The organism is Bacteroidota bacterium, assembly GCA_016706255.1.
Classification (GTDB): domain Bacteria; phylum Bacteroidota; class Bacteroidia; order Chitinophagales; family BACL12; genus UBA7236.
In genome coordinates, this window is the sequence record JADJJZ010000003.1 from 387,834 (window position 1) to 405,016 (window position 17,183).

12 protein-coding genes are annotated in these 17,183 nt (G+C 35.8%); 2 read left to right on the forward strand and 10 right to left on the reverse strand.

Annotated features, from left to right (window positions below):
- Positions 1-21 precede the first annotated feature (21 nt).
- Positions 22-975, forward strand: a complete 954-nt coding sequence (locus tag IPI65_03465) for an ABC transporter ATP-binding protein (protein MBK7440602.1) — start codon at positions 22-24, stop codon at positions 973-975.
- A 20-nt stretch (positions 976-995) separates the two neighbouring features.
- Positions 996-2,210, forward strand: a complete 1,215-nt coding sequence (locus tag IPI65_03470; protein ID MBK7440603.1) for an ABC transporter permease — start codon at positions 996-998, stop codon at positions 2,208-2,210.
- Here the strand turns inward: IPI65_03470 and IPI65_03475 are convergent, their stop codons facing one another.
- The 10 genes from IPI65_03475 to sprA all read right to left on the reverse strand — a co-directional run bounded on the left by IPI65_03475 (position 2,211) and on the right by sprA (position 17,130).
- The gene (locus IPI65_03475; GenBank protein ID MBK7440604.1) at positions 2,211-2,672 is read right to left on the reverse strand and encodes a sterol desaturase family protein; all 462 of its coding nucleotides are present in this window, start codon (positions 2,670-2,672) and stop codon (positions 2,211-2,213) included.
- Positions 2,673-2,693: 21 nt separating this feature from the next.
- The gene (locus IPI65_03480) at positions 2,694-3,419 is read right to left on the reverse strand and encodes a lycopene cyclase domain-containing protein (protein ID MBK7440605.1); all 726 of its coding nucleotides are present in this window, start codon (positions 3,417-3,419) and stop codon (positions 2,694-2,696) included.
- Positions 3,416-4,261: a phytoene/squalene synthase family protein gene (locus tag IPI65_03485; GenBank protein MBK7440606.1), complete on the reverse strand. Its 846-nt coding sequence runs from the start codon at positions 4,259-4,261 to the stop codon at positions 3,416-3,418. Before IPI65_03485 ends, IPI65_03480 begins: the two co-directional genes overlap by 4 nt.
- A 62-nt stretch (positions 4,262-4,323) precedes the next feature.
- Entirely contained in the window at positions 4,324-5,799 is a 1,476-nt protein-coding gene (gene crtI / locus IPI65_03490; GenBank protein ID MBK7440607.1) for a phytoene desaturase, read from the reverse strand.
- A gap of 48 nt (positions 5,800-5,847) precedes the next feature.
- The gene (locus IPI65_03495) at positions 5,848-6,150 is read right to left on the reverse strand and encodes a DUF4286 family protein (protein ID MBK7440608.1); all 303 of its coding nucleotides are present in this window, start codon (positions 6,148-6,150) and stop codon (positions 5,848-5,850) included.
- 86 nt (positions 6,151-6,236) lie between these two features.
- Positions 6,237-8,039 carry a tetratricopeptide repeat protein gene (locus IPI65_03500; protein MBK7440609.1) on the reverse strand — a complete coding sequence of 601 codons (1,803 nt, stop codon included), beginning with the start codon at positions 8,037-8,039 and terminating at the stop codon, positions 6,237-6,239.
- Positions 8,040-8,102: 63 nt separating this feature from the next.
- A complete protein-coding gene (locus IPI65_03505; protein MBK7440610.1) occupies positions 8,103-8,870 on the reverse strand; it encodes a TonB family protein in 768 nt (255 codons plus the stop codon).
- A gap of 77 nt (positions 8,871-8,947) precedes the next feature.
- Positions 8,948-9,331 carry a VanZ family protein gene (gene vanZ, locus IPI65_03510; protein MBK7440611.1) on the reverse strand — a complete coding sequence of 128 codons (384 nt, stop codon included), beginning with the start codon at positions 9,329-9,331 and terminating at the stop codon, positions 8,948-8,950.
- Positions 9,331-9,711 carry a glycine cleavage system protein GcvH gene (gene gcvH / locus IPI65_03515; protein ID MBK7440612.1) on the reverse strand — a complete coding sequence of 127 codons (381 nt, stop codon included), beginning with the start codon at positions 9,709-9,711 and terminating at the stop codon, positions 9,331-9,333. Before gcvH ends, vanZ begins: the two co-directional genes overlap by 1 nt.
- A gap of 168 nt (positions 9,712-9,879) precedes the next feature.
- Complete coding sequence (gene sprA, locus IPI65_03520; protein ID MBK7440613.1) at positions 9,880-17,130, reverse strand: cell surface protein SprA; 7,251 nt, start codon at positions 17,128-17,130, stop codon at positions 9,880-9,882.
- Between the last annotated feature and the right edge of the window lie 53 nt (positions 17,131-17,183).

The following is a 17,183-nucleotide window of genomic DNA, read 5'->3' on the forward strand; positions in this document are numbered from 1 at the left end:
ACAATGTTGCTTATTTAACTTATGTATAAAAATGATACATTTACCTTCCAATTAACCACTATGCTCAGCGTAAATTCTATTTCTAAATCGTTTGACAATTTTAAAGCTGTTGATGCCATTAACTTATCGCTAACGCCCGGTATGTTTTATGGATTATTAGGCCCAAATGGGGCAGGTAAAACTACAACAATTCATATGATCAGTGCTATAATGCCACCTGATTCGGGAAATATTACTGTGGCAGGAATTGATGTTTACAGCAATACACAACAGGTGAAAAAGCATATGGGTGTGGTGTCGCAGGAAATTGCTTTATATGATGAGTTGAGTGCATTGGATAATTTATTGTTTTGGGGAAGTTTATATGGTATAAAAAACACAGATGCAAAAAAACAGGCTAGCCATTTACTTGATTGGGTTGGGTTATCTGACCGTAAAAACCAGGCAGTGAAAACGTATTCAGGCGGCATGAAACGCAGAGTGAATATTGCTTGTGCACTCATGCATAATCCATCATTAATAATTATGGATGAACCAACCGTTGGAATTGATCCTCAAAGCCGGAATAAAATTTATGAACTGCTTGCGGAATTGCATCAAAACGGGAAAACGATTTTGTATACAACTCATTATATGGAAGAGGCCGAAAAAATGTGCGATAAAATCGGGGTTATTGATAAGGGTAAAATAATAACAGAAGGTTCATTAAATGAATTAAAATCAAATCACCCTTTAGAAGATACTGTGGTTATTACTTATACCGGAACTTCCGAAGGTGTAATAAATGGTTATACCACAAATCATGACCCGGCTTTAAATGCAATTACGATTCAATTAAAAGATGCAAAATTGCATTTGTCGGATATTATCAATAAATGTAATACAGCAAATATTAGTATCCATAATATCGATGTTAGAAGCACCGGCCTCGAAGCAATATTTTTACATTTAACCGGAAGGCAATTAAGGGATTAATTTTTATTAATATTATTACTATGTGGAAAATCACTAAAAAAGATTTACAAATATTTTTTACCGATAAAAGGGCAATTATTTTATCGTTAATGTTGCCAATTGGTTTAATTACGTTATTTGCTTTAGCGTTTGGCGGAGTTGGTTCTGATGATGAGGGTGATGCTACACCAATTACGGTATTATATTTTGATGCTGACAATACGGTTGCTTCTAAAAGTATTATTGCTGAATTGGATGCAATACCGGGAATTGAATTTATTGCTACTGACACACAAACGGCAGTTCAACAAATAAAAAGTGGCGATCAAATTGCGAATCTTATAATTCATAAGGGATATGAAGCGGCACTTAACGGCGGTGCAACTATTCCTGTTGAATTACAATATGATGAAAGTCGCTCTATGGAAATTAGTATTTTACAAAATTTATTGGTTAGTCGCGTGTCAGCCATTAAAGGTGAAAAAGATGCTGACAAAGGTGTAGAAAGAATTATTCAAAATATGTTTTCAGATTTGCCACCTGTTGCGCAGGACTCCATTCGTTCTAATTTAAAAACCGGATTGGCAAAGGAGCAGCAGGAAGAATCGGTTGTAACCATGACCAGCCTGGTAGGTGATGCTAACAGCAATTGGGGTTTGATACAGGCAGTGGCAGGAACCGCAATTATGATGTTACTTTTTAGTGTTCGTTCAATTGGCTCCGGAATGTTGGAGGAAAAAGAAAGTGGGGTATTAAAAAAATTATTGCAATCGCCAATTACACCTTTTGAAATTTTATTTGGTAAGATGTTAACTGCAGTAATCGTTGCAATTTTTCAATTGTCGGTCATGTTTATTTTTTCGTGGTTAGCTTTTGGGTTAGATATATTTATCGATTTGCCAGCGCTAATTATTATGATAATTACAACTTCAATTGCCTGTTCCGCTTTTGGTGTTTTATTGGCGAGTATTGTAACAACAAAAAAACAAGCTGATTCACTTAGTACAATTATAATATTATTTATGAGTGCAATTGGCGGCAGTATGATTCCGTTGTATATTATGCCGGCTTTTATGCAGAATGCGGCTGTAATTTCAGTAAATTACTGGAGTATTCAAGGGTTTTACGACATTTTTTGGCGCAAAACAGGCATGGATGCAATCATTCAAAATGTAATTGTACTACTTGCCATCAGTGCAGGCGTTGTGGCATTGAGTGCTGTGTTTTTCAAAAGAAATATTTTGAAAATATCCTGATTATTCGTCGGTGCGTTTTACATCATATTTAGGATGTGCAAATAAAAATCCGAATGCCTGACCTTCTTCTTTAGACATTTTTTTATGATGTACTTTATGCGCACGCATAATGCGCAACATATATTTGCTGTGTGGTTTATAATGATGTTTCATTCTGCGATGAACAATTACATCATGAAATAAAAAATAGCAAAAACCATAAGCCGTTATTCCGGTACCAATCCAAAAAATATAATTGTATTCAGGTGAACCAATATACATTAAAACTATTGCCGGCGCCGCGAAAATAATGGCATATAAATCGTTTAATTCAAAACGACCGTGGCGGGGTTCGTGATGTGATTTATGCAAAAACCATCCTATACCATGCATCACATATTTATGTACAAACCAGGCAAATGCTTCCATAAAGGCGAAAGCGCCAACAAATGCTATTATATTTATTAAAAGGGAGCTAATCATATTCTAAATAACAAATTTACTTCAAATGGGTTCAGGCGACAAATGTTTTTTACTGTTTCTTTTGCTGCGCAGCCATTCGATTATGGTTATATTCATCAACATTAAACTCAAACTATACAAACTATCTTCAACAGGAATTGTACCCATGCGGATGCCGAGGTTTTCGGCATTGTTATACCAAACTACTTCATCCTGAATGCCTGTTCCTGTGAGTAAACCGTTTACTATAAAAAAGGGAATGAGGTGCCAAAAATAGAAGCGATAAAATCTCCCCATATAATTGCCTTTAACTACAAATAACTGTAAGCTCAACAGGACGATTGCATATCCGCAATTTAATGCAGTGTAGGCCTTGTCGTAATTAAACAACATTAAAGCTATTGCAATAAACAATATTACAAATGATATTTTACGTTGTATTTTATCCAATATTGGCGTATTCGGCCAGAGGTGATTTACGAAAGCGTAAATAAAAATACTCGCATAAGGAACTGTAATAAAAAATAATATTTCCTCTAATGGCAAACCGGCAATATTAATACCTGTTGTATAAGTTGGATTAAATCCCCAAACACCATGAAGGGTAAAAAAGTAATCCCAAATTAAAAAGATGGTTGCCGTAATAATTAATGCAGGAAATAAATAGCGCCACCATTTATAGTAGGCTACACGTTTTTCAAAACTAAAAAGTAATGGAAAAAGGATAGTTCCAATATTAATGATGAGATACAGGTACCCGGAATTCATGGTGCATAGATACCTAAAACATTTGAACGCAGGTAGAGAGAAGCCCAGATTCCTATTTTTCGTGGGTTAGAAACACGAATTCGGGTATGCATTACCTTTTCTGCTTCTGTTTTACGAATTTTTTTGAAGAGATTTAAATAGTATTTATAAGCTAAGTATACACCAAATTTGGCACCTTCTGGCAACATTTTTATGCCTTCATATGCTTTTTCGAAATCCGCTTTAATGTCAGCTTCAATTGCATCTTTTTGGTTTCTGCAAAAATTATCAAAATCTACATTGGGAAAATAAACGCGACCGCGCTCTTTGTAATCAGATTGCATATCGCGTAAAAAATTCACTTTTTGAAAAGCTGCGCCAAGATAACGGGCCGGTTCTTTTAAACTGAGGTATTGTTCTTTGTTGCCTTCACAAAATACCTGCAGGCACATTAATCCAACTACTTCTGCGCTACCATATATATACTCCTCATAAAATTCCTGCTTGTAGTTATTCATATAGAGGTCCATTTCCATACTATGCAAAAAGGCATCAATCAACTTTGGGTCGATTTGATATTTGTGCACGGTTAACTGAAATGCATGCAATATTGGATTCAATGAAATTTTTTGTTCTATAGCCTCATAAGTATCGGATTTAAACTTCGCTAAAAGGGCTTGTTTATCCCAATCGTGGAAAGTATCCACTATTTCATCAGCAAACCTTACAAATCCATAAATTCCGTAAATGGCATCGTGGTATTTTTTGTCTAAAGCCTTAATTCCAAGGGTAAAGGAAGTGCTGTAACGTTCCGTAACCTTGCGGCTGCATGTGAATGAAGATTGATGAAATAATTCGAGCATACCGATAATTGAGCAATACTAACCCAATTTACGGTATTTTGTTCACGGTAGTTTAAAAATATTTAATTTTTGAGCGCTTTTTCAATTTCACCGGCTGCAACATAACCCGAAATCAGCGAAGGCGGAACACCGGGACCGGGAACCGTGAGCTGACCTGCATAGATGAGGTTTTTGATATGTTTATTGCGCATTTTTGGTTTAAAAATGGCTGTCTGCATCAATGTGTTGGCCAGTCCGTAAGCATTGCCCTTGTAGGCATTGTAGCGGGTTACAAAGTCCTTGGGAGCAAATGAACGTTTATAAATGATACGGTTAGCTATGGTATCACCGGTAAATGCTTCAATCCGTTCAAGCACTTTATCGAAATACATTTCGCGGAGTTGTTCCGTGTCTTCCAGTCCGGCAGCTACAGGAATTAGTATAAATAAGTTTTCATCTCCATCCGGCGCAACACTTGGGTCGGTTTTAGAAGGTGCAGAAACGTAAAACAATGGGTTTGCAGGCCAGCGTGGGTTGGTATAAATTTCATCAGCAAACTGCTCAAAACTCTGATCGAAAAAGAGGTTATGGTGTAATAAATTTTTAACTTTTCCTTTTATACCAAGGTAGAAAATGATGCTTGAGGGAGCAAATACTTTTTTATCCCAATAATTTTCATCGTAATTTTTTTTGGGTTGAGATAATAATTTTTCCTCAACATGATGATAATCGGCTGCGGCAACAACTGCATCTGCTGCTATAAAATGAGTGTCGATTTTAACACCGGTTGTTTTGTTATTTTCTGTAACAATTTCGGTGACAGGTGCATTAAACATAAATGTAACACCCATTTTTTCGGCAACCCTTTGCATACCTTCAATTATTTTATACATACCACCTTGCGGATACCAGGTGCCTAATACCAAATCGGCATAATTTAATATTGAATATAATGCAGGTGTGTTAGAAGGTAACGCACCTAAAAAGTAAACAGGAAACTCAAGAATTTTCCTGATTTTTTCATTTTGGAATTTACTATAAACTTCTTTGCGTAAAGAGGTAAATAGTTGCATGGTAAATAATGCTTTTACCATCCGTAATTCGGCAAATTCCATTATTGAATTGCATGGTTTAAATACCATGTCTTTCATACCAATTGCATATTTTGTTTCAGCATCTTTTAAAAATTGCTGTAACTGTTTCCCTGAGCCGGGTTCAAGCTGTTCGAACAGGTCGTGTAATTCTGAAATTGATGCAGGAATATCGGTAATTTCATCTTTACCAAAATAAATTCTGTAACCAGGATCTAAACGAATTAAATCATATTGCTCTGCAACTGATGAACCATATTCTTTAAAAAACCATTCAAAAACATCAGGCATCCAATACCAGCTTGGGCCCATGTCGAACATAAATCCGTCAGCTTTAAAAAATGATGCACGACCACCGGCGCATTCATTTTTTTCTACAACGGTTACGCGGTATCCTTTTTTAGCTAATGCACAAGCTGCAGAAATTCCACTAAATCCGGACCCAATAACTACGATATGCTTCGACATTTGTTTAAATTAGGCTTTCAGAACAAAAATATAAGGTTATTGTTCAAATTATAAAATCTCCATGAGTGTGCGAAAAGCAACAAAATCGTTACCGAATTTCTCACTTACTTCTTTTTGCAGCGCGGGTGCTTTGCTGATTTTGTATTTCAAAAAATCATTTAAATCGGCACAGGTATATTGAATGGCAAACGTAACACCATCCATATCACCTTCATCCACAAGGCGGCAAATTCTGTTTTCGGTAAAAAAGCCGGTTGCCATTACATCCGGTATATGTTTATCCCGCATCCAGTTTAACCATTCGTCGGCGCGCGATTGTTCTATTTTAACGGTTACATTATAAATGTACATGCTCTTTTTTTGCAACGAAAATAGGCAATAATTTTACAACCAATGCTGACTTTTGGCATTGAAAATATAAAAAAAGGTAGTTGAAATTAATTTAAGGTATCCCCTCTTAAAGTGCGGTACCGTTTACGAGCCTCATTCACATATAGTGAATCTTTGTAATTCAAAATGATTTGTTCGTAACACAATTTCGCTTTTTCAGGTTGTTTTAAATCAAACTGATAAATTTCAGCCAGTTTAAAAATAGCATCGTCGGCAAGTAAATCGTAGCTGTATGAACTTCTTATTTCTTCCAAACGGTTTACCGCTTCATTGATGTCTTGTTTTTTTAATGCAATTTCGGCTTTCAAAAACAATACATCATCGGTAAGCTGGTGAGCAGGAAAAGTTTTAGTTAAGGTATCCAACGTTAATAAAGCTTCAGGCAATTTATTTTGAAAAACATATAAATCGGCTTGTGCAAATTTCATCATTGGTTCTAATAAAGAGTCGAGACCGAGGTTGGTTGTAATAAACACCGATAATTTCATTGCATCATTAGAAACCAACTCACTGGTGGATGCTTTTAAAACATTCAACAAACCCTGCGCATAAGAAAAATCTCCTCTGTAATAAGCCAGTTTCGCATTTTTAAAACGTGCTTCTTCTCCAAGTGGTTCATCTTTCATCGCTTTATCAACTTGTGAGTATAATAAAGTTGATTCCCACACATCACCACTTATTAAATAAAAATCACCAAGGTCTAATTTAAATCGTCCTCTGTCGGCAGGTGAAAGTGCAGGCCATTCTACAACAGGTTCTAACAAATTAATTGCCGCATCTATATCATGCACATAAAAAGCTTCCAGTTTTGCAAGATCATCGGTTGCCTGTGCAGCACGTAAATCTTTTTTATTGTATTCGGATAGAAATTCAGTATAACTTGATTTCAAGATATTAATATCTTCTGTGGTGTAACTGTTTGTTTTAAAGATTTTATCTTTTCTACAATTTAATATGCCGTTTTTTGAACTGAAGTAATAGGGAAAATTATTTCCTTTGGCAATGATATAGTTATAGCCATCTATAGCAGCATCATATTCACCTTCAACCCTTGCCGTTTCTGATAATTCAAAAACGCGTTCACCATTTTCTTTAAAGCGTTTGTCTAGGGCTTTGGTTTGGATAAATGCACCTTCAAAGTCTTTTAATTGAATATAATCCCAAATAAGTAATTCGGTATATTTTATTTCATTATCACCTTTTTGGATTCGGTCGAACAATAGTTCCTGCAAAAGTGCATGGTCTTTTTCTTCATCTAAAATTCTGGTAAATGCAGAAGTAGTTTTTGAGTCGGCATTATTATCGTTTTCTACATAATAATCCAGATAAGTTTTAATACTTAAATCGAATTGTCCGAGACGATAATATAATCCGGCAAGTTCATAATTAAATGTATATCCCTTTACCGTTTTTTTTCCTTTTTCATAAACAATAATGGCACGCTCAAGATTGTCTAAGGCTATAAATGCATTTGCAAGAAGGGTTACCTGTGCTTTGTTATCTGAAATTTTTTGAATGGCAATATCAAATTGTTTTTCTGCAGATTTTACATCTCCCTGCTTTTTATAAGCATTGCCCAGGTCGACAAAATAGGTAAGGTTATCCGGATTTTTTTTGATTTGTTTTTCGGTAATTTTCTCAATTTCTTTCAAATCGTTCAAAACCATTAAACAATTGTAATATGCTTTATAATTAGCATTCGCATTTTCGTTAAATAGTTTTTTATAAATATCTGCAGCCTTATCATATTCACCGTTTCCCATATACTGCTGTGCCAGCTGAGCATCGTTTTGTGCAAAGCCAACGGCAGCAATAAAACAGAAAGTAAGTATGGTGAATATTTTTTTCATATTAATTGAATAACGAAATTACGGTTGTTTCAATTGTAAATGTGAATTGGCAACATAAATTAACTATTCCTGCAATTGAAAGTTGATTGGTAAACGCATATAAACTGCAACCGGTTCACCACCTTGTTTTGCAGGTTTCCATCTGCGCATTTCTTTTACAATACGCATGGCTTCCAAATCGCAGCCGCCGCCGATACTATTTTCAACTTTTACATCTGAAACAGAACCATCTTCATTTACAACAAATACTACATTTACTGTGCCTGTTATGCCATTTTCTTTGGCAATGTCAGGATATTTCAGATTATCACTTAAATATCGTTTCAACCCTTTAGTTCCGCCCGGATATTCCGGTTGAACTTCGGCACTCTGATAAATTGTTTTACCATTACCTGTTACCTGTGAATTCGGATTGTTTCCGCCGGTATTGCTCCCTGTTGCACTCGAATCAACAACCGCTGAATTGTTCGTTTTTTCAGTATCTTTTACTTCTTCATCTTTTTTCACATCGATTTCTGACAAGTCGTCAGGCAGTAATTCAGCTGCAGCAGGTGGCACAGCGGGTGGTAATGTTTCTAAAATGGGCGGTGGTTCTGCTAATGTAATTTGGTTGGTTGTAATAATAAGTGGCTGCGTTTGCTTTTTAAGCAACGAAAAATCGATTAAATACAAAGCGAGTAATACGATAACTACGCCGGTAATGAAACACAGGGCTGCAAACGTATTCCGTCGGGCAATTTGACGCAATAAGTAAGAACCATATTGTTTATTTCTGTTTTCAAAAACAATATCGTCGAACGACTTTTTTTGGTATGGGTTATACAAATCCATGTTCCGGTTGACCAGCTATACTGACAAAAAACATTCCTAATACGATAAATACGAGGAATTTATTGGTCAGGTTGCTGTTAATCTGTGATTTTGCCCCTTCTTTGCCCCGAAAATAATAAAATTAGACCGCCTGCCAGTAAACATCCTGATGAATTGGCCACAGCATCCAGTAAATCAAAACTTCTGGTTGGAAGCAGGAGTTGTATCAATTCGATGACAAAACCATATAAAATGCATAAAATGATAGCATATAAAATGGTTTGTTTCGGGATAAAGCGATTTTTGGAGATGGAAAATGCCAGCAAACAGCACAAAATGCCATATACCAGGGCATGCATCACTTTATCGGGCTCCCAAATTGATAGGGATGGTAAATCTTCACCCGGAATAACAGAAACTACCAATATTATCAGTGCCCAGGCACCCGCAAAATAGGGGTAGTAACGTTTCAGTTTAGCCATTATGCAGAAACAAGTTCGCTGTATTGCGAAGCTGTAAGCAGTCCATCAATTTCGGAAAGATCAGATAATTCTACTTTAATCATCCAGCCACTTCCGTAAGGATCTGAGTTCACAGATTCAGGAGCTGCGTCAAGATTAGCGTTCATTTCGATAATTTTTCCTGAAACGGGCATAAACAGTTCTGAAACAGTTTTTACAGCCTCAACAGTACCGAAAGTTGCTTCTTTAGCCATTTCAGTTCCAACACCATCTATCTCAACATAAACGATGTCGCCCAATTCGCGTTGAGCAAAATCAGTGATGCCAATAGTGCCAATATTACCTTCAACCAAAACCCATTCGTGGTCTTTTGTATACTTCAGATTTTCAGGAAAATTCATTTGATATTATTTTTCACAAAGGTAATGTTTTGGTGGAATATACATAAACCGGATTAACCGAAAATTTGGTTAGGAAGAACAGGTGGAATTGGAAACCAATTGGCTTATAAAAAAACTACCGCTTAATTATTAAAACTAAGCGGTAGTTGATATGGTTTATAAGTTAAATTACTCAGCTAAACTAAATCTAATCTTAACTCCGGCGTTTGTTGAGGTGATAGGATATGATGTTGAAATTTTAGGGTCAGTCACCTGTCTGTCGAAATATAACTGAATATTAAAACGATCATTTACTACATAATCAATTGTAGGAGAAATAGTAATACTGGTTAAACCACCGGTAGGTTCATTTAAATCCTGATCCAAACGGAAGTTGGTGGTAATATCATCTCTGAAACTTAAATCAAATTTAAAGGTAAGGTCGTTTTCTAAGTTCGGGCGGCGACCATTTATTTTGAATGGGAAGGTAAATCCGCTCATTTTATATCCTGCACCAATTGTAAATTCGGTTGAATGAATTTGTGTTAATTGATAATCGATAAAACTCATAGTGAGTGTTCTTGATTTCTTGAAATCAAACTTAGAAGTAATACCATTTATCCAGGTAACATCAAATCCAATTAACGGAGAAAGTGATTCGTTAATTAAGATATTTGGAATATCATATAAAGTGATAAAGTTTCCGGATAAGGTATCTACCACGTGTGCATATACATAATAATTACCATCAAAATCTAAATCTGTTGCGAAACTATTTAATGATAATGTTGATGAATAGGCACTTGTAATCGTAAACGATGAAAATAATTTTTTGAATCCCGGCAATTTACTCAAACCATTATATGTGATGCGATAGTTTGGCTTTGGTGTCTGACTAAATGGATTTAAAGAAACATCGTTTGCAGATTTTCCGGTATAAGCTGCTAAAAATGCAGGTATCAATACATCTTGCGAATAAGGGCCGTAACCTTCCGCATAACTTGGAAGGAAAGTTCCTGTTAATGGGTTGTAAAAAATGTCGTTTGAATAAACGGTATTTTCTTCTGTTTGCCAGCGGTTAGAGATAATTTCCCGGTTGGCTTCAAATTCTTTGAACGTAGCACTTACTTCTTTCGGGTCTAATTTTTCGAAAACGGTTCCCATAATACTGTAACTGATACTGAAACTTCCTGCATCAACAGCATTGATATGCTCAAATAAAGGGTCTTCAACAGTTAATGTATTTTTGAAATATTCAGAATGGTTTTTCGAATAATTTTTATTGAGGTTGATGTCTAAACGGAAATCTTTTATCGGTTCAAAGTTAGCACGCACATCTAAAACTTCACTGTTAGTTTGAAGGAATAAATAATTGAGTGACGTTGCAGTACTTAAATATCCCAAACGCGATATACTATCCATCCATTTATAAGTAGGCTGATAACCGAATATGAAATCAAATCCAGGAGCAGCAGTTGCGGTGTTTAATCCTAAAATTTCAGAATGTGGCATAAATCCAGGAAGGGTAGTGCCATAATTTTGTGTGTAATTTATAGTTACACGTTTTAATCCGATTAATAAACGAACCAGTGTTTCAACAGGCGCGGAAACGGTAGGTGTTGTATTTTTTTTCGGGTCGGTTGCAGCGGCTTTTCCGGTGTCTTCATCTTCATCTTCCTCATCTTTTGAGCCTTTTGTATTTGTTTTTGCCGGAGAAGTATTTGAATTGTATTGTTTAAAGAATTTCGATTTATTGTAAAGGTTTCTAAAGTTCAATTCTCCATTAACTGATCTCGATTGTGTATTATTTACAGTATTACCTAATGTATCTGCTAATCCAAGTGAACCTGCAATCCAGCCATAACTGGTATTGTAATTTGCTTTAACAGTAACCCAACTGAAAATTGGTAATTTACTAATTGGCAAAGTATAGGTTGCTGAAAGTGTATGACGATAATTTGTAGTTCGGCCTAAGTCCATGAAACTCATCCAAACAGAATCACGTTTTTCCTGTGTATCAAGTTCGCCATAAGGTTCATCAATACGCGCATTGTTTGTTGCACTGAAATCTATTTTAATTGACTTAGCTGGTTCCAGTTTTAAACCATAGTATCTGTCCCAGGTAAAATATTTATCGTAAGTAGGATCAATTAATCCGTCGCCATAAATATCGCGCATTAATGTTTCACCAAACTGACGATTTAATTCGGTGCGGAAACTGTATCCGGTTGGTAATAAATTGAAATTAAAATCACGAATTGGTGTTAGCCATTTATATTTTTTATCAATTACTTTTTCAAGTGGTGTAATATATTTTGCTTTCTGATTGAAGCTATATCCCAAAGCAGCTTTATAACGATTCACTACATCGTATTCTAATGTTGGATTACTATTGTATTCCTGCGAATAAGCTAATGTTAAGTCAAAATTTTCCTTATCCCATGGCATTGGTGTTCCCGCTTTATCACCACGTTCAAAACGAATGTTTGATAAGTTGATACTTTTTACTGCAATATAATCTACCACCGATTGTTTATAGGTATTTGCAGAATCACTTCCGTAGGTAGTTGCAATTTCTTCAATTTTATCTTTTAAATCTACATCCAGTTCATACGGATCGAATTCAGGATTGCTGTATGATTCAGAAATACTTGCATAAAAAGGTAAACGCAAATTAGCACCTTGTGGTAAAAATTTACCAAGTTCCAAACTTAATGATGCAGCATACTGATAAAAATTATCTTTATAACGTTCATCTATTTGTTGTTCTAAAGTTCCAAATCCGGCAGTATGCATATTACCTGAAACAGTAAATGTACCTAAGTCAGCCAATTTAAAATCAGCTCTTGCCAATGCAGCCCATCCGCCACTTTCGTCGATGCCGGTTAAACGTAATTCATTCACCCAAACTTCAGCACAATATTCTTCACCACTTCCTGTTAATTCTTTCGGATTGCGGATACCAATCATAATTTCTTCAACATACCCTAAATCCGGATTACCAATAATTGAATAGGTAATGCCATCGGCAGCATCTACTGAAAATGGTGTTAATGGAGAAATTTCATTTTGATTACGCAAAGTTTTTACAGCAACTAAAGAGTCGAGCGGGAAATCAATTAAAGTTGCCCAAATAGCTTCACGAACCGCATCATCTTCTGTTGTTCCTGCAGGTAATGGTAATTTGGTTACTTTCAGCGGAACATCATACTCGTAATAGTTATTGGTAAAATCTGAACCCATTCTGATAAATAAATGTAAATCACCATCATTTAAAGTTGCAAGCGGTGCATCCGGAAGTGGTTCAGCATGCACGTTCATAATCATGCGACCGTAACGGCGTAAATCAATATTCAGTGATTTAAAAATTGCTCTTGCATCACCATCCTGCAACGGACAAACCTGCATACTTAATGATTGCTCATTTTGCTGATATGTAGAAACAGAACTTCCACTTCCTAATGTTTGTTCGCGTTCAACACCCGGAGGCAACGCATAAGGAATTGGCTGACGTGCACTGTTTTCTTCTATACTAACTGATGATACATTAAAATCGGTTTCATTACCATCATCATCCGGTAAATATTCGCCCGGATTTAATAAACTGAATTGGAATCTTCTCCACTGATTTCTCACTAATTCTAAACGAGCAAAACGCATTACCACCGGTTGCTCGAATTCAGTCATGTATAAACGAATAAAACGAATCGATTTAAAATCCTGAATACTACCAACACGCGAATCATACTGATCAATAGGCACTTTAAACTGATACCATTTAACGCTATCGGTACTGCCATCTTCAAATGAATGTGGTGCAATTACTACATCTGTAATATATGGATTGGTTGCTTCCATACCAGGTTCCATTTTAATCCGGTATTGGAAATAAGATTCTGTTTCTGTTAAAGTAAAATCATCATTTAAATCTTCAGTTTCAGGAATTGTTGTTGCTGCTGTCGGATAATCTTCAGGTGATGATTCTGTAGTTGGTGAGTTGCCTTGTGGATTATTATATTTTTTATAACGCTCAAGAATACTTAATTCCTGATTATCATAATCTGTTCCACGATAATAATGATAATCATCTGAGGAAGGGTCATTATTAATTAAATCGATTGGTTCACTGCCACCACCTAAAACATCGGTTGCATCTGCTATATAAACATCAAAAAAATCGGCTTCCTGCACGCTGTTTAAACCATCATAACCTTTATCCTGATTTTCACGTGATTCAACATCGTTATCAAATGCTGTTGTAATTGGCAACGTTCTTGGAACATTACCCCAGTTTGTTTGATCTAAACCATCAGCGCTGCCATCTTTTGGCATACCATTTTCAAAAAACATTCTTGAATCTTTTAAGATGTCTTCTGAAACGTTACCTAAGTTGATATATAAATAACCACCATCTACAACCTGTTCACCATCAATAGGTCCTCTGTTGTCAAAAGGATCCATTACCCAGAATTCTACAAATTCAATATTGGCAGCTTCAAAATCGTTGGTTTCAAGATTACGCATGATACCACCCCAGCGTGATGCCGCATTTATTAATTTACCGTTTGCATCAATACCGTCAGAAAATAATCCCGGTTTTACATCGTAATTATATTGTCCACGTTCTTCTGGATAATATGCTAAATCGAAAGTAGATAATTGTGTTAATACAGTAGTTTCAAAATCGGCTTGCGGAAAAATTTCTTTTTCATCAATTTGAATCGTGTAGTGATTTGATAAATCTTCTGCCGTTAAGTGATCAGGGCGTGATGGATTATTATCTTCATTAAATAATGGGTCGATATTATACCAAGCTAATTTCGCGCGATTTTTTCCGTATTCTAAACTGTCAAATAAAGTAGCTTCCGGAAATAATACATCACCAAATTCATCAACTGCGTTTTGTGGTGTACTGGCGAGTACCCAACTTGCAAACGGGAATTTTAAATCGTAGGCACTTCTGCTGCCTTCAAAATCGTCGATATAAATTGTACCTGCATCATCTTTACCAATTGCTTTGCTGTGACCCGGGTGGAAATATGCATATTCACCGGTAAATGAAAATGTAGAAGCTTCTTTCGTGCTGTAGAATGGTAATTTATCTAACGCACGTGTCATCCACGGTGCATCATCAGTATAATTGATGTCAAAACCGTAAATACTATTTGAAATCGGATCATCACCGATATTTACTTTTTGCGTGTAAGGACGTTCACTTAAATGTAACCATGTTGCACCTAAGGTAAAATTATCATTAATCCAATAATCTAATCTGGTTCCAATTAACGATTTCGTTTGGAAACCATAAAATGCATTATTTTCAAACGTAACATTAATTTGTTGTCCTGAATTTAATATGGATTCATTAATAATTTTTAATCGTCCTAAACTATAATCAATGGTATAGTCAACATTTTCTGTTAATAATTGTCCGCCTGCAGTTACCTGAACCGAACCTTTAGGTAAATTAAATGCACCGAGATAAATTTCAGAACTCACACTCGATTTATATTCACCAGAAATTACATAACGGTCGAATTGCGGAAATTGTAATGCGATGGTTTTTGTTTCGTCGTATAATTCGTCGTAAGCAAATTTTTCAACTTCTAAATCGCCATCAAAAACGGCCGGCGACCTTAAATAATCACCAAATGGTTCCAACACAGGAAAATACACACGACCATTTTGTGTGTTAATTGTAACACCATTTACAAAGTCGAAAATACCATCCGGTTGAGGGTCATTATTATTATTTAAACGGTCTAAACCTAATAATTTAATTAATGGCTGACTATTTACGTCTGCATTATTTGCAGGAATAAATCTTTTTAATCCACCACCCGGATCCTGATATAAAACATCTAAACGGAAACCTTCATTACTTACCTGAAATGCACCTAATGAATAAACGTTTTTCATCATCAAATCCCATAAAGGAATTTGCGTAATTGCTGAAGTGCTTTTCAGCATTTTCATAAACAATACATTTGATGTATCTACACCCGGTGGTAAGTCGCTGGAAAATTCACCCACCTGAAATGTTTGTCCTTGGTAAGTATATTCGTAAGCAACGGCTAAAACATCATCAGGTTGTAAAGTAGTATTTAATGAAATAAAACCGAGTTGCGGGTTGTAGATATAATCTGTCGGTTCTAATTTACGCATGCGTGCTTTTTCATAATCCTGCACTGCCTGCATGTTAAATGTTCCGCCGGATAAAGTAGAAATCACACTATTTAAATCGCGAGCACCGGCTGCACCATTTAATTTCTGGTATAAATCGTTGGCATTATTTGCAGGTAATCCGCCCGGCGTTAAACTATTAATTGTTCCTGCAGGATTTATTACACCCCAATAAATAGAATCCGGCTCACCTAAATCGGAAAAGGCAACAATGTCGCGCGTATTTTCAGTTTCACCTGTTGTATTGGTTACCCAAACCTCCATCTTTGTAACATTAATCGGAGAACTTACATAAGGCAATGTTTTTAACCAGCCTTCGTAACCTTCACGAAAATAATGCGACATAAAGAAGTGACGGTTTTCATCATATTCATCAGCAAAAATTTCGAATTCTCTTTTTTGCGCACCGCCTTCAATTTGTATACTTTGTGTTTGTGATTTTTGTTGCGATAAAATATTGGTCATTGTTAAGCGACCAAATTGAAATTCAGTTTTAATACCAAATAAACTTTGTGTTCCGGGAATTAATTGTGTTGTAAGTGGCAAACTAACGTTACCTGCTTCAATTCCTTTTACTATCTGATCATCTTTGCCTTTGTACTCCAGTTTAATTTGATTTTCGAAATCGAATGTTGCCTGCGTATTGTAATTAAAATTCAGTTTTAAATTATTTCCAATTGAACCGATAACATTCGCATTAATATCCATTTTAAAATCGAAACCACCTTGTTTGCGTTGATTTTCGGTTAAGATTGGATTTTGGATATTTTGAAAACTTCCACCAAATGTAAGTTCAACATTTCCCTGAGGGCGAATTTCAACATTACAACCATCAAACAAACGACATTCCTTGTTAAAAGGTGTAAGTTCAATTCCTTGTCCGCTACCACCTAATATATTAGACGCATCTGATCTTTCCTGCCAATAATCATCAATAGCTTTATCACCTTGTGCTTCCAAGTATTCTTCGAAAGTGATGTATTGCGGATTTTCATAAAACTCGGTTCCCATTTCTGGCTGATAAATGTATTCATCAGTCTCAGGGTCGTAAATAATGGTAGGTTCTACTTCAGGTTCGAGGTCGAAATTATTTTCGTCGTCGTTAAAAGGGTCTGAACCATCATTTGGGTCGATAGGATAGTGGAGGGTAGGTGGTGTATCACCTGGTGCAACGGGATTAAAATAATAACCATTTGCATCACTGCTATGTGCTGTCACTGCCGGTTCAGAGTAGAAAAGCGGCCAGTGCTGAGGCACCAATAGTAGCTCCTATTATAATTTGGGGAAAAAATTTCGATACTGCCAAAACC